Source organism: Rhizobium sp. LEGMi-198b (genome assembly GCF_054114205.1).
In genome coordinates, this window is sequence record NZ_JBSYVH010000011.1 from 60,778 (window position 1) to 78,231 (window position 17,454).

Consider the following 17,454-nt stretch of genomic DNA (forward strand, 5'->3'; position numbering starts at 1 on the left):
AGCCTATCGGAAATGCGGAACTAAAGCAGATATTGATGTCGAACCGCTTGCAGCACAGACACTGCGGGCGGTTTTTCCATTCGACTGACGGCATTCTCAAGCGTTCGAGTGGCGACGGACTGATTTTCTCGACAAGCCCCCCGCGACCGCCATTCGTCTTCGACACCGGCACCATGAAACCTTTCGATTTTTAAGTCGTTGTTGCGCTATGACCGACGCTAAAATCAATCCGAAATCGGTCGACGGCACTCAACCGCACGGTGCCGAGAAGTCGCGCCAAGGGGAGGGATCGACCGTCGAGGTCGCGCCGCCGCCAGATGTGATCGAACCAGATCCAGAGCTCACGCCTGAGGAGGCCGAGCAGGCGCGCAAGCGGTATTTGCTGAGGCGCTTCTGGATCAGCGCGCGTGGTTACTGGGGCCGCGGCGGCGACCGGCTCTCTTGGCCGTGCACGATCGTGCTATTGGCCCTGATCGGCATGAATGTCGGCTTCCAGTATGGAATTAATATCTGGAATCGCGCAATTTTCGACGCCATAGAGCAACGCAATGCCAGCACCGTCTATTTTCTGAGCGCCGTATTCCTGCCACTCGCGTTGGGAAGCATGACCCTCGTCGTTACACAAGTCTTCCTTCGGATGGCGATTCAGCGCCGCTGGCGTTCCTGGCTGACGACCGCAGTCATCGCGCGCTGGCTCGCAAACGGCCGTTACTATCAGTTGAACCTCATCGGCGGCGACCACAAGAACCCCGAAGCGCGCATCTCGGAAGATTTGCGGATTGCCACGGAATCCCCCGTCGATTTCATCGCCGGCGTCATTTCCGCATTTCTATCGGCCTCGACCTTCATCGTGGTGCTCTGGACGATCGGCGGTGCCCTGACCCTGACGATCGCCGCTACGACGGTCACTATTCCCGGCTTTCTCGTCGTCACCGCGGTCCTCTACGCCGCGATCACGTCCAGCTCTATGGCGATCATCGGCCGCTATTTCGTCCACGTTTCCGAGGTCAAAAATCAGGCGGAAGCCGAATTTCGCTACACGCTGACACATGTGCGGGAAAACGGCGAGAGCATCGCATTACTCGGCGGTGAGGAGGAGGAGCGTAGCGACCTCGACAAGACCTTCGCCAATGTGCTCGGGCAATGGGCGCTCCTTGCCCGCCAGCACATGCGTACGACGCTTGTGTCGCAGGGGTCGAGCCTGTTTGCGCCCGTCGTGCCGATTTTGCTTTGCGCTCCAAAGTTTCTTGAAGGCAGCATGACCCTTGGGCAGGTCATGCAGGCTGCCTCTGCCTTCGCCATTGTTCAGAGCGCGTTCGGATGGCTGGTCGACAACTACCCCCGTCTCGCCGATTGGAACGCCTGCGCACGGCGCGTCGCTTCGCTGATGGTGTCGCTTGACGGGCTCGAGCGCGCGGAGCAGAGCGACGCTTTGGGACGCATCAAGCACGGCGAAACTGAGGGCGATGCGATGGTCAGCCTGAACGATCTCTCCGTGTCGCTTGACGACGGCACCGCCGTGGTCAAGGAAACACAGGTCGTGATCGAACCGGGCGAGCGGGTGCTGGTGGCCGGAGAATCCGGCTCAGGCAAGAGCACGCTGGTGCGGGCCATCGCAGGTCTCTGGCCGTGGGGTGACGGCAGCGTCGATTTCCACGCCGACAGACGGCTGTTCATGTTGCCGCAGCGGCCTTACATCCCTTCCGGGACGCTTCGCCGCGCCGTCGCCTATCCTAGCGCCGCCGATAGCTGGACGCTGGATGAGATCAAGGCGGCCCTCGACAAGGTGGGACTCGATTATCTGAACGAGAAGATCGAGGAAGAAGCGCCATGGGACCAGACGTTGTCGGGCGGCGAAAAGCAGCGGCTCGCCTTTGCGCGTCTCCTGCTGCACAATCCCGATATCATCGTGCTGGATGAAGCAACGTCAGCACTCGATGAGAAGAGTCAGGACAAGATGATGGAGACGGTGATCGAGGAATTGCCGAAGGTCACAATCATCAGCGTGGCGCACCGCGCCGAGCTGGAAGTCTTCCATAGCCGCAAGATCACGTTGGAGCGGCGCGAGGGCGGTGCAAAGCTTGTGAGCGATATCGATCTTGTCCAGCGGGCAAGAAGACCGAATGTGCTTTTGCGCCTTTTGGAGAACCCGCGCTCCCTCCCGAAAGGCAAAGCGACTTCAAGCAAAACGGCATCGTCTTCGAATAAAAATTGAAGTCCGCCTGGTTGGGTGTCCCAAAGGCTTGGGCGAGGCTCAGGTGGAGGAAGTGCCTGTCGCGTGCTCGAAGCATGGAAGGGCTTTTGTCAAAAAGTCGGTCGCATAACTTTGAGTTCCGCGACCGATTTTCTGCGACAGCAATTACCAGTGGTCGAATACAGGCCTTGCTTTCTCCGATCCATTTACGCCGTGCGGAAAAGCTTGGCACCCGAGGGAGCGCTGGTCGCGCCGCCGTCGACGGTGATTTCGATCGCCGTGACGTTCCGGGAATCGTCCGATGCGAAATAGAGGGCAGCGTTGGCGATCTCGTCGGCTTCGCTCATGCGGCCAAGCGGGCTCAGGCTACCGAAACGGGCTTCCAGGGCATCCTTGGCATCTTCCGTCATCGCCCGTGTGTTCCAGATCGGCGTCTTGGTGGCGCCGGGCGTGACCTGGTTGACGCGGATGCCGCGCGGGGCGAGTTCGGATGCCAGGTTGCGGGTCATGGCGCGGACGGCACCCTTGGTGCCGGCATAGGCGGAGTAGCCGGGGATGCCGAGAACAGCGTGCACGGAACCGTTCAGGATCACCGAGGCGCCGTCGTTCAGATGCGGCAACGCAGCCTGCACCGTAAAGAAGACGGCGGTGAAGTTGGTGCGCACCACCGTCTCGAACTGCTCAAGCGTGGTCCTTCCAACGGCGGTTTCGCCGGCAATCCCCGCATTGGCGAAGACGATGTCGAAATTGCCGAGCTTCTGAGCCGCGTCGGCGAAAGCTTTCTCGGTGGCTGCAACGTCGGTGACATCGACCTGCAGTGCCAGCACGTCGCCGCCAAGCTCTTCAACGGCGGCGGCAAGGGTCTGTGGATTGCGGCCGGTGATGGCGACCTTGGCGCCTTCGGCGAGGAAGAGGCGGGCGGTGGCCAGCCCGATGCCGCTGTTCCCACCTGTGATGATGGCAACCTTGTTCTTGAGACGCATGTTCGTAGCTCCTATTGGCTTTGATCACGATCTGGATTATGATCGTTCTCTATAAGGATTATGATCATAATCTACATTTGTCAAGGTAGATCGAGGAGATTTTTCGATGGGTCATTCTCAGTTGGAGAAGCAGAAGACGCATGAGCGCATCGTGACACTTGCCGCCAAGCGCCTGCGGGAGGAGGGGCTGGAGGGTATTGGCGTTGCCGATCTGATGAAGGAAGCCGGCCTGACGGTCGGCGGATTCTACAAGCATTTCGCCTCCCGTGACGAACTCGTCGCTGAAGCCGTCCAGGCAGCGGTGGAATCGTGGCGGCGGCAATTGGAGGGGAAGGGGATCGATCCGGCGGATATTTCTCTGGAGGACTATGCCGACGATTATCTCAGCACGCTACATCGCGACCACCGCGGCGAAGGCTGTGCCTATGCAGCGTTGACGGCCGATATCGCGCGCAGCGGCGATGCCGTGCGAACCATTGCAACGGAAGGGATACGGAAAAACTTCGAAACGATGGCCGCGCGCCTGCCGCACCAGGATGCCGCGGAGATGCGGCGCAATGCCATTGTCGCCTCATGCTTGATGAGCGGCGCGGTCGGCCTTGCGCGCATCGCAAACGACGAAGAGCTCTCCCGTGAAATTCTGGAGGCTGCGAAGAGCTTCTTGAAGGAACTGGCGACAGACGGCCGGAAATAAAAAATGCGGCCGGTGGGGGACCGGCCGCTCGCAGGGAATTACGATTGTTTTGAAAGCTTACGCGGCAAGTGCCAGTTCGGTTGCGCGGGCCTGGGCAGCGCCGATCGCCTTTTCAGCGGCTTCCGGACCGAAGGCAAGGCCTTCGACATAGACGGTCTCGACTTCGGTGATGCCGATGAAGCCGAGAACCGACTTCAGATAGGGAACGGCATGATTGAGCGGGGCAGCCGGACCTTCGGAATAGACGCCGCCGGAAGCGAGCACAATATAAGCCTTCTTGCCGGTCACCAGACCCTTCGGGCCGGTTTCGGTGTAGGTGAAGGTGCGGCCGGCGCGGGCGATGTTGTCGATCCAGGCCTTCAGCGACGAATAGATGTTGAAGTTGATGAGGCCGGTGCCGATGACGACGGTGTCGGCGGCAAGCAGCTCGTCCACCAGTTGGTCGGAAACCTTGACGGCTTCGGTCTGCTCGGGCGTGCGAGCCTCGGCCGGGGTGCGGATGGCGGCAGTGAAGAGTTCATCGATATGCGGCAGCGGCGCAGCGGCCAGATTGCGATGGACGATCGTCTTGCCCGGGTTCTGGGCCTTGATCTTGTCGGCAAGCTCGCTGGCGATCTTGGTGGAAAGCGAGTCGCTGCGCGGGCTGGACGTCAAAAGCAGAATAGAGGACATGGTCGTGTTCCTTTTCAATGAGTTGCGAGAGCCAGGCAGGGAGGCCAGCCATCGTTCGAGAAAAGAAATAAGTCTGCAGTGCCATCGAAAAAACTGTGATAATATGGATTGGAATTATCGATAGAATGGATGGCCCATGCTTCCCAATCCGACCCTCGACCAGTTGCAGGTCTTTCTCACCGTTGCCGAATCCGGCAGCTTTTCCGCCGCATCGCGAACCTTAAACCGTGCGCAATCGGTCATCAGCTACACGATTGCCAATCTCGAGGCCCAGCTCGAGGTACCGCTATTCGAGCGTTCCGGCTCCCGTCAGCCAACATTGACGGACGCGGGCAAAGCTATGCTGGAAGATGCGCGTCGTATTCTCGGCGATCTCGAAGTGATGCGTGCGCGCGTCAAAGGTTTGAAGGCGGGACTTGAATCGGAAGTGGCGGTGGCCATCAGCGTCATGGTGCCGATACATGCCACCGTCGACGTGTTGAGCGAGTTTCGCGAGCGCTTCCCGCTCGTCTCGCTTCGGCTCGACACCGGCGAACTCGGCACGATGATGGAACTCGTCGCCAGCGGTAAGTCTACGATCGGTATTGGTGGCGCGGTGTTCAAGAAGGATGATTCGCTGGTCGTCGAGCGTATCGGCCACTCCTTCATGCTTCCGGTCGCGTCGCCCCATCATCCACTCGCTCAGATTGGGAGGCCGTTGACGCTTGCCGATGTGCGGGAGGAGGTGCAATTGGTCGTTACCGATGCCTCCGGTCTCACGAGTGGCAAAGATTTCAACGTCCTCTCCTACAAGATCTGGCATGTCAGCGATATCGCGACCAAGCATCAATTGATGCGCGGCGGCCTCGGCTGGGGCGGGCTGCCGGCTTCGCTCATCATGGAAGACCTACAGAAGGGACGGTTGGTGCCTCTGGCCCTCGATGCGTACGACCAGAGCGAATATCCGATCTACGCCGTCCACAAGCTTGCCAGTCCTCCCGGTCCCGCCGCTGCCTGGATGATCGAAGCTTTCAGTTCGCGCCTTTCGCGATGCCCGAACCAGGCGGATTTCAAGGCGGCCGTCGAAATGTTTCATCCGAACGAGAAGCCGTTGGCGGCGGAATGAAAACCCTCCCCCGCGCGGGGGGAGGGTCAACGGAATCAGAGTACCAGCCGGTAATTGCGGAAGCCGTCGACACCTTCGCCGGCGTCCTCGATCTTCACGCTCTTCACATCAGCGAGGAAATCCTTAGCCTTCGGTGAGCTCTGGAACAGAACGGTCGTGCCCGGCAGCGGCTTGAAGGTCCAGTTGCCGTCAGCGGTCGGATTGATCGTGCCCTGGTCATGGACATAGCGGACGATAACGTCGCGGTTAGTATCCGGAGCCTGATAGACGACCTTATCCGAAGCGATTTCCGGGAAGTTGCCACCACCGCCGGCGCGGTAGTTGTTGCTGACGACCAGGAATTTCTGAGCCGGATCGATCGGTTTTCCGTCGAACTGCAGGTTCCGGATGCGATTTGCGTCGGCATTCAAGACCTTGCCGTCATCGCCGAAGCGGCGCGGCTGCGAGAGGTCGATCTGGTAGGTGACACCGTCGATGACGTCGAAGTTATAGGACGGGAAACTATTGTTGATCAGATCCGCATCCTTGGCGCCCGGTTGGACCTGATTGAACATCGCTGCGGACATTTCCAGCCAGTTCTTGACCTGCGCGCCGTTGATGACGACCGCCTGCACCGTATTTGGATAGAGGTAGAGGTCGGCGACGTTTTTGATGGCGATATTGCCGGCGGGAACGTCGGTATAATAGTCGGCGCCGTTGCGGCCGCCGCATTTGAAGGGCGCAGCCGCCGAAAGCACCGGCAGATCCTTATACTGTGTCTCCTTCAGCATGTTCTTGATGTACCAGACCTGCGCCTGGCTCACGATCTGCACCGACGGATCGTCGGCGACGAGAGCAAAATACGAATAAAGCGGCGCAGAGGTCTTGCCGACGGGCGTGCGGACATAGGTCAGCGTCGCCTCATGCTCGGCCTTTGCCGCTTCCACCACTTCCTTCTTGTCGGCGACATCGGCGATGACTTTCTTCTTGTCGTCGCGGTGATAGATCGGCCGTGCCTCGGAGGTGAAATCGACGATCTTCCAGCTCTTGCCGTCCTTTTCGAGCAGCAGGTCGATCAGACCGAGATGCGAGCCCCAGAAGCCGGCCATGACGGCGGGCTTGCCGTGCAGCGTGCCCTTCACCGGATCGGCGCCCTTGATACCGTCCCAGGTCTTCGGGCCAGGGAAGACGAGATGCTGGTGGCCGGTGAAGACGGCATCGATGCCGTCAACTGCCGCAACGTAGAGCGAGGCGTTTTCCATCTTGTCGCTCGGGCCGCTGCCGTCGATGCCGGAATGCGAGAGGGCGATGATGATGTCGGCGCCTTCTTCCTTCATGACGGGTACCCAGGCCTTGGCAGCCTCGACGATGTCGCGCGTCTGTGCCTTGCCTTCAAGGTTCTTGATGTCCCAGAGCATGATCTGCGGCGGCACGAAGCCGATGAAGCCGATCTTGATCGTGTTCTCATTGCCGGCGCCATCTTTGATCTTCTTGTCGAGGATCAGATAGGGCTTGAAGAACAGGTCGTCCTTCTTCGGGTCGGAGGCAAGCTGGCCCTTGGTCAGATTGGCGCAGACGAAGGGGAAATTCGCTCCGCCCAGAACCTTGAACATGAAGTCGAGGCCATAGTTGAACTCGTGATTTCCGAGCGTGCCGACCTCATAGCCGAGCGTGTTCATTGCCTTGATGACGGGATGGACGTCGCCGTCCTTCATGCCGTGCTGATAGGCCATGTAGTCGCCCATCGGATTGCCCTGGAGCACGTCACCATTGTCGATCAGCAGCGAATTGGTGGCCTCGGCACGGATGTTGTCGATGATCGTTGCCGTGCGCGACAGACCCATCGTGTCGTTCGGCTTGTCGGCGTAATAGTCGTAGGGGAAGACGTTGACGTGAATGTCCGTCGTTTCCATGAGACGCAGATGCGCCTGATTGCCGGCGGCGCGGGCGGCAAATGGATGCAGCACGATCAGCGCGGCGGTGGCGCTGAGGCCCTGCAGCAAAGAACGGCGCGACATGCTGGGCAATTCCAGAATGGAAGACATGAAACACTCCTTCAACAATGAATCCATGATCCCTCGATCACCTTTCGGGGCGAGGGAGATTAAGACGATTTTCGAAGGTGTGCACTAGTAATATGACAGGCTTATTGTGATCCTCCCGCCAGGGAGCGAAGAAGCCGTCAACGTTTGAGAACCGGCTGTATGTCCTTGTGGAAAAAGCGGAAATAGGAAGCAACCTGCGCCGACGCATTGGAGGAGGGGTCGAACTCGATACCGATCCGGCCGCTATGGGTCCAGCGCACGATGCCGTCCAATACGCCGATGTCGTCGCATTCGACCCGGACCTTGCTGCCGGCGGCGGCATGGATCGGCGATTGCAGGTCGAGCGCGATGCCGCCGGTGGAAATATTGACCACACGGCCGGTAACCGCCTTGGCGAAATATCGGACCCGACCCATCAGACGGGCATACTTGCGCGGCGAACGCCTCGCTTTGATTTTCAGATTGTTTTCAGTAAGCGGTTTTGAAATCGGCTGCATAACTGACCTCGATGCCTGTGTCTGACAATTCCGGATAGCAGGTAGGCGTTGAAAGGTGCTTAGGACGATCGGTAAAATTGACAGGATCCGTTCCGAATCGGGACCTGTTGCTTTTAATGTTTCAACTCCAGACTTTCTTATGGAGGTCGAGCGGGAGTTTTGGAGAAAGAAGAAATGGCGTTGCGCATCGTTTCGCTGAATGTGTGGGGCGGCCTATTGCATGGGCCGCTCATGCAGTACCTAGTCGATGTCGACGCGGATGTTCTGTGCCTGCAGGAGGTCACGCGCACCGAGGATGCACCCTCCGAATGGCTGGTCTATCGCGACCACGGCGTCGAACTTCCGCAACGAGCCAATCTTTTTGAGGAGATCGCCGCCGCCCTGCCCATGCACGACGCCTTCTTCAGTCCGACAGCGCGAGGCGATGTCTTTGACGGTGATCGGCGGATAGCCTCCGAATTCGGCCTGGCAACCTTTGTCCGTAAGTCCTATCCGGTCATCGGCCAGGCGTCGGGCTTCGTACATGGGGAATTTTCGGCCGACGGCTGGGGTCCGCACCCGCGGTCGCGCAACGCCCATTGCATCCGCATCTTCGATTACGAGGGCGGTTTCCCCGTCACCATCGCCCATATGCATGGCCTGCGCGATATGGACGGCAAGGGCGACACACCGGCTCGCCGTGATCAGGCGGACGCGTTGGTGGAACTCATCCGGCATGTTCACAAGGGCAATGAGAAGCTGGTCGTCTGCGGTGACTTCAATGTCCTGCCGGGAAGCGTAACCTTCGATTCCCTCGGCGCATTGGGGCTTTCCGACCTCGTCACCTCGCGCGGTCATCGCGATACACGGACTTCCTATTACCGCAAGGAGCCGCGTTTCGCCGACTATATGCTGGTGACATCCGCGGTGGAGGTGATCGAGTTCGACCCCGTCGCCGAACCGGAAGTCTCCGATCACCGCGCCTTGCTGCTGGATATGCGATAGTTCGACCAGCGGCGCGGCCTAGAGGCCGACATTCGGCCGGTCGATGATCTCGCGCAGCGCGAAGCTGGAATTGATCTTCACCACATGCGGCAAAGCGGAGAGCCAGTCGCGGTGGATGCGTTCGTAATCTTCGAGATCGCGCGCCGCGACGCGCAGGATATAGTCGTATTCGCCGGACATAAGGTAGCAGACGAGCACGTTCGGGCAGCGTTTCACCGCCGTTTCGAACTCCGACAGCGTCTTGGCGAACTGGCCGGACAGCGAGATATGCACGATGGCGATCATCTTATAGTCGAGCGCCTTGTGCGACAGCCGGGCATGATATCCGCCGATAACACCATTTTTCTCCAGAATGTCGAGCCGGCGCGAGCAGGCGGAGGGTGACAGGCCGACCTTTTCCGCAAGTTCGGCATTGGTGATCCTGGCGTTCTGTTGCAGTACTCCCAAAATCGCACGATCGATGGTGTCTATATCCGGCATTCGAAGATCTTTCGAAAAAATTGGTTTAAACGCAATAATCCACGAAAAATGCTTGTTCAGCAAATTGTCTTTGCAAGGACATTTCAGGGCGAAAGTGGTCTCATCCATACCGGAACAGTTGCAAACCGGAAAAGCATTCAGGAGGAGCAAATGCGCGTAGGTTGTCCGAAAGAGATCAAGAATCATGAATATCGCGTCGGTCTGACGCCTGCATCCGTTCGCGAATATGTGGCCCATGGTCATGAGGTCTGGGTTGAGACCAAAGCGGGCGCCGGTATCGGGGCCGATGATCACGCCTATATCGCCGCCGGCGCCAAGATCGCCGCCACTGCGAAGGACATTTTCGAAAAGTGCGACATGATCGTAAAGGTCAAGGAGCCGCAGCCTTCCGAATGGTCGCAACTGCGCGATGGCCAGCTTCTCTATACCTATCTGCATCTCGCGCCCGATCCGGAGCAGACCAAGGGCTTGATCGCCTCCGGCGTCACCGCCATCGCTTATGAAACCGTCACTGATGAGCGTGGTGGTCTGCCGCTGCTCGCGCCGATGTCGGAAGTTGCCGGCCGTCTGTCGATCCAGGCGGGCGCCACCGCGCTGCAGAAGGCCAATGGTGGTCTTGGCATCCTGCTTGGCGGTGTGCCCGGCGTTCTGCCGGCCAAGGTTGCCATCATCGGCGGCGGCGTCGTCGGCCTGCATGCGGCCAAAATGGCGGCCGGCCTCGGTGCCGATGTCAGCATTCTCGATCGTTCGCTGCCGCGTCTGCGCCAGTTGGACGATATCTTCAACGGCCGTGTCCACACGCGCTATTCCAGCATCCAGGCGCTGGAGGACGAGGTCTTCGCTGCTGATCTCGTGATCGGCGCGGTGCTGATCCCCGGCGCAGCAGCGCCAAAGCTTGTTACCCGCGAAATGCTGTCCGGCATGAAGAAGGGCGCCGTTATCGTCGATGTCGCCATCGACCAGGGCGGTTGCTTCGAAACCTCCCATGCAACCACCCATTCCGAACCGACCTATGAGGTCGACGGAATCGTGCACTATTGCGTCGCCAATATGCCGGGGGCGGTTCCGGTCACCTCGGCGCAAGCGTTGAACAATGCCACCATCTATCACGGCCTCGCGCTCGCAGATCGCGGCCTGCGCGCCATTGCCGAGGACAAGCACCTGCGCAACGGCCTCAACATCCACAAGGGCCGTGTCACCAACAGACCCGTCGCCGAAGCGCTCGGCTACGAGGCCTTCGCCCCGGAAAGCGTCTTGAACGTGGCGTAAATCCCATCGCGCTCACGTCAGACGGAAGCGCCGGCGTCACCGTATGCCGGCGCTTCTTTTTTATTGATCCGGCACTGATAGCAATTATTGCGCGCCGAGCGGACATGCACATAGGCGATGCCGTCGCGGCTTAGGAGTTCGGCGGCATAGGCCTTGATGTCTCCGATCGGTGTCACGGCACCGGTGCCGTAGACGATGCGGTTGTTTTCGCCATAGCCGCGCACGATGAAATCCGGACTGGTGGTCAGCACGGGCGGCAGGACTTCCTCGGCTTCGTAACGCCGGCAAGGAACCTTATGCAGGAAAACCGGCCCGGTCTCGGCGTAGGGCTGCAGATCCGGAAACGGCCGATAGGCGAAGACATAGAGCTCTTCGCCCGCATCGATATTTTGCAGGCAGTGGCGGCAGGGATGGCCGGGACCATCCGAAACCATTGTCTCCGGCCGGTGACCGTAGGCATCTACACCGCCGTTCCAGAGAGCTTCGGCATCGGACGTGGGCATGGCGGCAAAAGCAATCGCGGACATGACAAATCTCCTTTTTAGGGTTTGTCATGTGATGCGCCCAGTGAACAGATGAAGCCACCCGATTCCTGCGGCTAGCTTTTCTTTGCCAGCTCCAGCAGTTCCTTGTCGCTCAGCGGCCTTACGATGCCTTCGCCGGTCGAGACCGGGGAGAAGCCGAACATCTGGTAGAGCTGAAGCGCCCGCGGATGGTCGAGATTGTTGGTGGTCGTGGTGATGCGTTGCGGACTCAGCGTCCACATGGCGTAGAGCGCCTGCAACAGGAACCACTTGCCGATGCCGAGCCCGAGAGCGTGCTCGATCAGGCCGAAATGGCTTAGCTCGATCGTCTCCTCATCCTCGCGGAAATATTCGAAGAAGCCGGCCGGCGCGCCGTTGACATAGAGCACGCTGATGTCGTTGCGCTGGTCGTGCAGGACGGCCGTCAGTTCCTCGTCACGCAAGCGAAGCCGGTCGACCCAATGCCAGCGAGCGCCGACCTGGCGGTAGAGATAGCGGTAAAACGGCAGGGGAATGCCGGGCGAGCGCATGATGGCCGTCTGGATATTGACAGGCACGGGCAGGCTCGCCTTGGGAGGCGCGATCATTTCCAACCGGGTAATATGGACTTTGAGCGACGATGGCGTTTTCACGGGGTCTGCGCCGCTCAATCTTTACCGGTGACGATGCGCGTGTCCGGCCGGCTGCCCCATTCCGACCAGGAGCCGTCATAGAGACGGTTGACGCCATGGCCGAGCGATTCCAGCGCCAGCGTGATAATGGCGGCAGTGATCCCGGAGCCGCAGGTGGTCACCACAGGCTTTTCAAGATCGATGCCGGCCTTCTCGATCGTTTCGCGCAGTTCCGGCAGGGACTTGAACTTGCCGTTCACCGCGAAGCTGCCGGACGGAAGGCTTTTTGCGCCCGGCATATGGCCGGAGCGCATGCCTTCGCGCGGCTCCGGTTCGGTGGCGGCGAAACGACCGGCACTGCGGGCATCGGCGATCTGCAGCGAGCCGCTGTCGACGATCTCGCGCATCTCTTCGAAGGGGACAACACGGGCTGCGTTGAAATTCGGCTTGAAGGTGGCCGGTGCAAATGCGGGCAGGGCGGTTTCCAGCGGCCGTCCTTCGGCCTTCCAGCCATCCAGGCCGCCGTCGAGCACGAAGACATTCGCGGCGCCCATCACGACATGAAACAGCCACCAGACCCGCGGGGAGGCGAAGACGCCGGGACCATCATAGACCACGATGCGATCGGTCTCGCTGATCCCGAGCTTGCCGACCTCGGCCGCGAAGAATTCCGGCGAAGGCACCATATGCGGCAAGTCGGTGGAGTGATCGGCGATCTTGTCCTGATCGAAGCGGATGGCGCCGGGAATGTGGCCGCTGGCATATTCGGCATCAGCATCGCGCTTCTGCGCCGGCAGGTAGAAGGATGCGTCGAGGATACGCAGGTCCTTGGCGCCCAATTCGTTCTGCAGCCAGTCGGCGGATACGACGAAACGGCTCTTCTCCGCTGTCATGATGATCTCTCCCTGATTTATATCGGGCCTTGTTTAATCCAGGAACCGCCGGGTCAAACTTCGTCGGCGGGCGTGCCGAAACGGATGCGGAAGCGGCGGTTCTCCTTGCCCTTCTTCTCGATCTTGGCGATGTAGATTGCCCCGACTTCCTGCGTTTCCGACACATGTGTGCCGCCGCAGGGCTGGCTGTCAATGGCGGAGTTTTCGCCGATGCAGACCAGGCTGACGCGGCCGAGTCCGATCGGCGGACGCACGTTCTTCGATTTGACGATACCCGGATTGGCTGCAAGCTCCTCATCCGTAATCCACTGGACGAAAACGGGATGGTTCTCATTGACGAGCGCCATCATTTTCGCCGTCACCTCGTCCTTGTCGATCGTCTCGCCCATGTCGAAATCGACGCGGCTTTCATCCTCGCCGACTGCCGCACCCGTGATCGGATATTGGCAGACGACCGAGAGCAGATGACAGGCCGTGTGCATGCGCATCAGCCTGTAGCGGCGCGGCCAGTCGACATGCAGCACCAGTTTTTCACCGACGGCAGGCTTTGCTTCTGCCTCAAGCGGCACATGGACGATGATGTCCTTCGTCGCTCCATGCTTGGTTTGGCCAAGCGTGATTTTCGAACCGTCCGCGCGCTCGAAGAAACCGGTATCCCCCGGCTGCCCGCCGGAGGTCGCGTAGAAGCAGGTTTGATTGAGCTCGATGCCCCCGTCCTCGTGAATTGCGGTTACGACAGCCTCGGCGGTCGAGAGATAGAAATCGTCACGATAAAGGGCATTCACCGACATAAGATCACGCGAGGTTTTCGTAAGGAATAGGAATATCGGAATTCGTCGTCAGATATGCCGGCAGCGGCAGACCCTTCGACTTCAGGAAATCCGGATTGAAAAGCTTTGATTGATAGCGGTTGCCATAGTCGGCGAGGATGGTCACGATCGTATGGCCGGGGCCGAGATCCCTAGCAAGGCGCACGGCGCCCGCAATGTTGATGGCCGTCGAGCCGCCGAGGCAGAGACCTTCGTGTTCGACCAGATCGAAGACATAGGGCAGGGCTTCGGCATCGCTGATCTGATAGGCGAAATCGGGCGTAAAACCTTCCAGATTTGCCGTCACGCGGCCCTGGCCGATACCTTCGGTGATCGAAGAGCCGGAGGATTTCAGTTCGCCGTTCTTGTAGAATTCGTAAAGTGCCGCCCCTTCCGGATCGGCGATGCCGATCTTGATGTCCTTGTTGAAGGCATGCAGGCCCATGGCGACACCCGCCAACGTGCCTCCGGAACCAACGGAGCAGATAAAACCATCGATCTTGCCGTTGGTATCGGCCCAGATTTCCTTGGCGGTCGTTTCAATATGCGCCTGACGGTTGGCGACGTTGTCGAACTGGTTGGCCCAGATCGCTCCGTTCGGATCGGTCTTCGCCAACTCCGCAGCAAGCCGGCCGGAAACCTTCACGTAGTTGTTGGGATTTTTGTAGGGGACGGCCGGCACTTCCACGAGCTCGGCGCCGAGCAGCCTCAGGGCATCCTTCTTTTCCTGGCTCTGCGTTTCGGGAATGACGATGACGGTGCGGTAGCCGAGCGCTTTGGCGACCACCGTCAGGCCGATGCCGGTATTGCCCGCAGTCCCCTCGACGATGACGCCGCCGGGCTTCAGCAGGCCTTTCTTTTCGGCATCGCGGATGATGTAGAGCGCGGCGCGATCCTTGACCGACTGGCCGGGGTTCAGGAACTCCGCCTTGCCGAGGATGGTCGAGCCCGTCGCCTCGGAGGCACCCTTGAGTTTGATCAGTGGCGTGTTGCCGATCGCTTCTAGGACGGAGGGATGGACGGTCATGGAATCTCTGCCTTCTGTTCAGGACTACTGTAAGAACGGTCTTTTCCCTTCACAAGGCGGCATAGGCAAGAAATTCTGTTCCTTGCTGCTTGTTCAAGCCGCAAAATTCGACTTGGCAGCATTCGTTTGCCTAAGTCTTTCATGGGGTGCCTAGTCTCCAATTGGTGACATTGTTTTCCGCGCGGAGCCGCTAAACCGGCCGAAAGCGGCCACAATGATACGCTATTGCTAAAATGCCACGGTCGGTCGCGGCTAAGCGTTTGATGTAGACGACCGCCAGCCAAGGAGAAGAACCATGAGCCCGTTCATCGCACGTCCTGAACATGGAGTCGTCTGGATCACCGGCGCCAGTTCCGGCGTCGGCCGTGCTCTCGCGCTGAAACTGGCGGAAGAAGGATACAAGGTGGCCGTTACGGCGCGCAGCCACGAAAAGCTTTTGGCCCTACAGGCCGAGGCAGGCGCTCTTGCCGGTAGTATCGTCGTGCTGGATGGCGATGTGACCAATGCCGAGGATATGGAGCACACGGTTGCTGCAATCGAATATCAACACGGCCCCGTCGCCTTGGCGGTTCTGAACGCCGGCATTTATTTGCCGGCGCGGGGCGAAGATCTCAATCATGAGGTGTTCGAGCGCAGTTTTGCCGTCAATCTCCATGGCGTCGTCAACTGCCTCGTGCCGGCGGTCCGGCATATGCGTGCCCGGGGATATGGCCAGGTTGCCTTCGTGTCGTCCGTTGCTGGCTATGGCGGCCTGCCTGGTGGCGCCGCATATGGCGCGAGCAAGGCTGCCCTTATCAACATGGCCGAAAGCCTGAACTTCGAGCTCGAGCGCATGGGCATTCACATCCAACTCGTCACTCCCGGTTATGTCGATACGCCAATGACTGCGCAAAACAAATTCGAGATGCCGGATATGGTCTCGGCACAGCAGGCGGCTGACGCGATATCAGCCGGATTGAAATCATCGGCTTTCGAGATCAGCTTCCCGAAGCGCCTGGTCTTCCGGGCAAAGCTTTTGAAGTTTTTGCCCTACAGCCTCTATTTCCGCGTTCTCAGATATTTTCTCGGAAGCGGCCGCAACGGCCGGTCGGTGGGGACGCGTGCGACTCCGCACCCTGCCGAATAAAGTCTTATCGATCATTTTTCAGTGATGCGTGGGCATCGAGCGCCCGTTGCCGCGCCGCGGCGTGATCGACGATCGGGAGAGGATAGTCCTCGCCGAGTTGTATGCCTGCACGTTTTAGCACGTCGGCCGGCGCTTCGAATGGGCGATGGATATATTGGCTGTCGAGATCGGCCAGCTCCGGTACGAACGCCCTGATATAGCCGCCATCCGGATCGAATTTCTCGCCCTGTAACACCGGGTTGAAGATGCGGAAGAAAGGTGAGGCATCGGCGCCGGAGCCCGCGACCCATTGCCAGTTCGCAGCATTGGCCGCTGGATCGGCGTCGACGAGCGTATCGCGAAACCAGGCTTCGCCCTCCCGCCAGTCGATCAACAGATCCTTAATCAGGAACGAGGCCGTGATCATGCGGATGCGATTGTGCATCCAGCCGTGACGCCAAAGCTGCCGCATACCGGCATCGACGATCGGATATCCTGTTTGGCCGCGACGCCAGCTATCGAAAAGCTTGACATCCGCATGCCAGGGAAAATCGTCGTAACGCTCGTTCCAGTTGACTGAGTTCAGCTTCGGAAAGTGGAAGAGCTGGTGATAGCAGAATTCTCGCCAGACAAGCTCCTTTCGAAAGCGAACGATGTCGTCCGTGCGCACCTTACCGGCCAGCGCTCGCGTCGCATGCCAAATGCGGGCAGGCGAGATTTCTCCGAGTGCCAGATGTGGCGAAAGCAGGGAAGTTGCCGGCTTGTCCGGGAAATCGCGATCGACCGCGTAGCCGTCGAGCGCGGTCTCCACGAAATTCTCCAGCTTCTCATGCGCGGCAGCTTCGCCCGGTGTCCACATGTCCGGAAAATCTGATGCCCAGTTCGGCTTGGTGGGAAGCAGCGACCAGGAGTCGAGCGAATCCGAATGAGGCCAACGGCCGGGAGCCGGGAGCTGTTCGGGAGCCACGATAGGAAACGGCGGCTCGCCAGATTGCTCCAGCGCGCGCCAGAACGGCGCATAGCTCTTGTAGTGGTTGCCGGTGCCTGAGCGCAGGCGCGGTGGCTCATGGAGCAATTGGCCCGCGAAGCTGTTGGCCTCGATGCCGTTGTCTCGCAGCGCCGCTTTGACTTGTGTGTCCACCGCTATGCCGGCGGGATCATACCGCCGGTTCCAGACGACGGCTTCGGCCCCGGTCTCTGCAAGAAGTTTTTCAAGTACTGTCTGCGCATCGCCTTGTCGGAGGATGAGCTTGCTGCCAAGGGCATGCAGAGCTTTCTGTAGTGCGACCAGCGAATGATGCAGCCACCACTCCTGCGCTGCGCCCAGCGGCCCGCTAGCCTTTTCTCCGCGCTCACGAATGTAGACCGGAATGACCGGGCGGCCGGATGTTGCGGCGGCTTGCAGGGCGTGATTATCATCAAGGCGGAGATCCTTGCGAAACCACAGCAGCACGGGATTGGGCTCATTTTTCGTGGTCGTCATCGTCCTTGCCTTTGACCAGCCTTCTTCTTCCTTACATGCTTCTTCGCTGCCGGAAGCAATATACGAAGCCGTCAGCACAATAGTTCCGCCGCCCGTACAT

17 protein-coding genes are annotated in these 17,454 nt (G+C 59.6%); 6 read left to right on the plus strand and 11 right to left on the minus strand.

All coding sequences use genetic code 11. The features are described from left to right. Nucleotides 1–208 precede the first annotated feature (208 nt). Complete coding sequence (locus tag ACXHXG_RS29920) at nucleotides 209–2,215, plus strand: ABC transporter ATP-binding protein/permease (RefSeq protein WP_457901634.1); 2,007 nt, start codon at nucleotides 209–211, stop codon at nucleotides 2,213–2,215. Nucleotides 2,216–2,400: 185 nt separating this feature from the next. Here the strand turns inward: ACXHXG_RS29920 and ACXHXG_RS29925 are convergent, their stop codons facing one another. After that, nucleotides 2,401–3,177, minus strand: a complete 777-nt coding sequence (locus tag ACXHXG_RS29925) for an SDR family NAD(P)-dependent oxidoreductase (RefSeq protein ID WP_104822894.1) — start codon at nucleotides 3,175–3,177, stop codon at nucleotides 2,401–2,403. 106 nt (nucleotides 3,178–3,283) lie between these two features. Here ACXHXG_RS29925 and ACXHXG_RS29930 point away from each other — a divergent pair, with 106 nt between their 5' ends. Then, a complete protein-coding gene (locus ACXHXG_RS29930; RefSeq protein ID WP_457901635.1) occupies nucleotides 3,284–3,871 on the plus strand; it encodes a TetR/AcrR family transcriptional regulator in 588 nt (195 codons plus the stop codon). Between the two features lie 57 nt (nucleotides 3,872–3,928). Here ACXHXG_RS29930 and ACXHXG_RS29935 read toward each other — a convergent pair whose 3' ends face one another. Further along, the gene (locus ACXHXG_RS29935) at nucleotides 3,929–4,543 is read right to left on the minus strand and encodes an FMN-dependent NADH-azoreductase (RefSeq protein WP_457901636.1); all 615 of its coding nucleotides are present in this window, start codon (nucleotides 4,541–4,543) and stop codon (nucleotides 3,929–3,931) included. Between the two features lie 136 nt (nucleotides 4,544–4,679). Here ACXHXG_RS29935 and ACXHXG_RS29940 point away from each other — a divergent pair, with 136 nt between their 5' ends. After that, complete coding sequence (locus ACXHXG_RS29940; RefSeq protein ID WP_283050140.1) at nucleotides 4,680–5,648, plus strand: LysR family transcriptional regulator; 969 nt, start codon at nucleotides 4,680–4,682, stop codon at nucleotides 5,646–5,648. A 35-nt stretch (nucleotides 5,649–5,683) separates the two neighbouring features. On the opposite strand, the gene ACXHXG_RS29945 is transcribed toward ACXHXG_RS29940, so the two are convergent. Next, nucleotides 5,684–7,672, minus strand: coding sequence for a bifunctional 2',3'-cyclic-nucleotide 2'-phosphodiesterase/3'-nucleotidase (locus tag ACXHXG_RS29945; RefSeq protein WP_285167095.1), 1,989 nt, complete (start codon nucleotides 7,670–7,672; stop codon nucleotides 5,684–5,686). A 137-nt stretch (nucleotides 7,673–7,809) separates the two neighbouring features. Further along, nucleotides 7,810–8,169: a PilZ domain-containing protein gene (locus ACXHXG_RS29950; protein ID WP_104822899.1), complete on the minus strand. Its 360-nt coding sequence runs from the start codon at nucleotides 8,167–8,169 to the stop codon at nucleotides 7,810–7,812. Nucleotides 8,170–8,343: 174 nt separating this feature from the next. Here ACXHXG_RS29950 and ACXHXG_RS29955 point away from each other — a divergent pair, with 174 nt between their 5' ends. Continuing rightward, the gene (locus ACXHXG_RS29955; RefSeq protein ID WP_457901637.1) at nucleotides 8,344–9,153 is read left to right on the plus strand and encodes an endonuclease/exonuclease/phosphatase family protein; all 810 of its coding nucleotides are present in this window, start codon (nucleotides 8,344–8,346) and stop codon (nucleotides 9,151–9,153) included. 18 nt (nucleotides 9,154–9,171) lie between these two features. On the opposite strand, the gene ACXHXG_RS29960 is transcribed toward ACXHXG_RS29955, so the two are convergent. Beyond that, nucleotides 9,172–9,633, minus strand: coding sequence for an Lrp/AsnC family transcriptional regulator (locus ACXHXG_RS29960; protein ID WP_104822900.1), 462 nt, complete (start codon nucleotides 9,631–9,633; stop codon nucleotides 9,172–9,174). Nucleotides 9,634–9,783: 150 nt separating this feature from the next. Here ACXHXG_RS29960 and ald point away from each other — a divergent pair, with 150 nt between their 5' ends. Further along, the gene (ald, locus tag ACXHXG_RS29965) at nucleotides 9,784–10,902 is read left to right on the plus strand and encodes an alanine dehydrogenase (RefSeq protein ID WP_457901638.1); all 1,119 of its coding nucleotides are present in this window, start codon (nucleotides 9,784–9,786) and stop codon (nucleotides 10,900–10,902) included. A 17-nt stretch (nucleotides 10,903–10,919) separates the two neighbouring features. Here the strand turns inward: ald and ACXHXG_RS29970 are convergent, their stop codons facing one another. The 5 genes from ACXHXG_RS29970 to ACXHXG_RS29990 form a co-directional block, all read right to left on the minus strand. Continuing rightward, entirely contained in the window at nucleotides 10,920–11,429 is a 510-nt protein-coding gene (locus tag ACXHXG_RS29970; RefSeq protein ID WP_457901639.1) for a DUF1203 domain-containing protein, read from the minus strand. 71 nt (nucleotides 11,430–11,500) lie between these two features. After that, nucleotides 11,501–12,013, minus strand: coding sequence for a GNAT family N-acetyltransferase (locus tag ACXHXG_RS29975; RefSeq protein ID WP_457901661.1), 513 nt, complete (start codon nucleotides 12,011–12,013; stop codon nucleotides 11,501–11,503). A 59-nt stretch (nucleotides 12,014–12,072) separates the two neighbouring features. Next, a complete protein-coding gene (sseA, locus tag ACXHXG_RS29980) occupies nucleotides 12,073–12,930 on the minus strand; it encodes a 3-mercaptopyruvate sulfurtransferase (RefSeq protein ID WP_457901640.1) in 858 nt (285 codons plus the stop codon). A 53-nt stretch (nucleotides 12,931–12,983) separates the two neighbouring features. Continuing rightward, nucleotides 12,984–13,721, minus strand: coding sequence for an alanyl-tRNA editing protein (locus ACXHXG_RS29985; RefSeq protein WP_104822904.1), 738 nt, complete (start codon nucleotides 13,719–13,721; stop codon nucleotides 12,984–12,986). A gap of 4 nt (nucleotides 13,722–13,725) precedes the next feature. Further along, complete coding sequence (locus ACXHXG_RS29990; protein WP_283050152.1) at nucleotides 13,726–14,766, minus strand: cysteine synthase A; 1,041 nt, start codon at nucleotides 14,764–14,766, stop codon at nucleotides 13,726–13,728. Nucleotides 14,767–15,061: 295 nt separating this feature from the next. Here ACXHXG_RS29990 and ACXHXG_RS29995 point away from each other — a divergent pair, with 295 nt between their 5' ends. Next, nucleotides 15,062–15,892 (plus strand): SDR family NAD(P)-dependent oxidoreductase, encoded by an 831-nt coding sequence (locus ACXHXG_RS29995; protein ID WP_457901641.1) that lies wholly within the window; start codon nucleotides 15,062–15,064, stop codon nucleotides 15,890–15,892. 4 nt (nucleotides 15,893–15,896) lie between these two features. Here the strand turns inward: ACXHXG_RS29995 and ACXHXG_RS30000 are convergent, their stop codons facing one another. Beyond that, a complete protein-coding gene (locus tag ACXHXG_RS30000) occupies nucleotides 15,897–17,354 on the minus strand; it encodes a cryptochrome/photolyase family protein (protein ID WP_457901642.1) in 1,458 nt (485 codons plus the stop codon). Nucleotides 17,355–17,454 lie beyond the last annotated feature (100 nt).

Bases quoted from the DNA above. Each gene is read 5' to 3' on its own strand.
- ACXHXG_RS29990 (WP_283050152.1), bottom strand. From the start codon at position 14,766: ATGACCGTCCATCCCTCCGTCCTAGAAGCGATCGGCAACACGCCACTG.
- ACXHXG_RS29945 (WP_285167095.1), bottom strand. From the start codon at position 7,672: ATGTCTTCCATTCTGGAATTGCCCAGCATGTCGCGCCGTTCTTTGCTG.
- sseA (WP_457901640.1), bottom strand. From the start codon at position 12,930: ATGACAGCGGAGAAGAGCCGTTTCGTCGTATCCGCCGACTGGCTGCAG.
- ACXHXG_RS29985 (WP_104822904.1), bottom strand. From the start codon at position 13,721: ATGTCGGTGAATGCCCTTTATCGTGACGATTTCTATCTCTCGACCGCC.
- ACXHXG_RS29970 (WP_457901639.1), bottom strand. From the start codon at position 11,429: ATGTCCGCGATTGCTTTTGCCGCCATGCCCACGTCCGATGCCGAAGCT.
- ACXHXG_RS29960 (WP_104822900.1), bottom strand. From the start codon at position 9,633: ATGCCGGATATAGACACCATCGATCGTGCGATTTTGGGAGTACTGCAA.
- ACXHXG_RS29925 (WP_104822894.1), bottom strand. From the start codon at position 3,177: ATGCGTCTCAAGAACAAGGTTGCCATCATCACAGGTGGGAACAGCGGC.
- ACXHXG_RS29975 (WP_457901661.1), bottom strand. From the start codon at position 12,013: ATGATCGCGCCTCCCAAGGCGAGCCTGCCCGTGCCTGTCAATATCCAG.
- ACXHXG_RS29930 (WP_457901635.1), top strand. From the start codon at position 3,284: ATGGGTCATTCTCAGTTGGAGAAGCAGAAGACGCATGAGCGCATCGTG.
- ald (WP_457901638.1), top strand. From the start codon at position 9,784: ATGCGCGTAGGTTGTCCGAAAGAGATCAAGAATCATGAATATCGCGTC.
- ACXHXG_RS29940 (WP_283050140.1), top strand. From the start codon at position 4,680: ATGCTTCCCAATCCGACCCTCGACCAGTTGCAGGTCTTTCTCACCGTT.
- ACXHXG_RS29995 (WP_457901641.1), top strand. From the start codon at position 15,062: ATGAGCCCGTTCATCGCACGTCCTGAACATGGAGTCGTCTGGATCACC.
- ACXHXG_RS30000 (WP_457901642.1), bottom strand. From the start codon at position 17,354: ATGACGACCACGAAAAATGAGCCCAATCCCGTGCTGCTGTGGTTTCGC.
- ACXHXG_RS29935 (WP_457901636.1), bottom strand. From the start codon at position 4,543: ATGTCCTCTATTCTGCTTTTGACGTCCAGCCCGCGCAGCGACTCGCTT.
- ACXHXG_RS29950 (WP_104822899.1), bottom strand. From the start codon at position 8,169: ATGCAGCCGATTTCAAAACCGCTTACTGAAAACAATCTGAAAATCAAA.
- ACXHXG_RS29955 (WP_457901637.1), top strand. From the start codon at position 8,344: ATGGCGTTGCGCATCGTTTCGCTGAATGTGTGGGGCGGCCTATTGCAT.
- ACXHXG_RS29920 (WP_457901634.1), top strand. From the start codon at position 209: ATGACCGACGCTAAAATCAATCCGAAATCGGTCGACGGCACTCAACCG.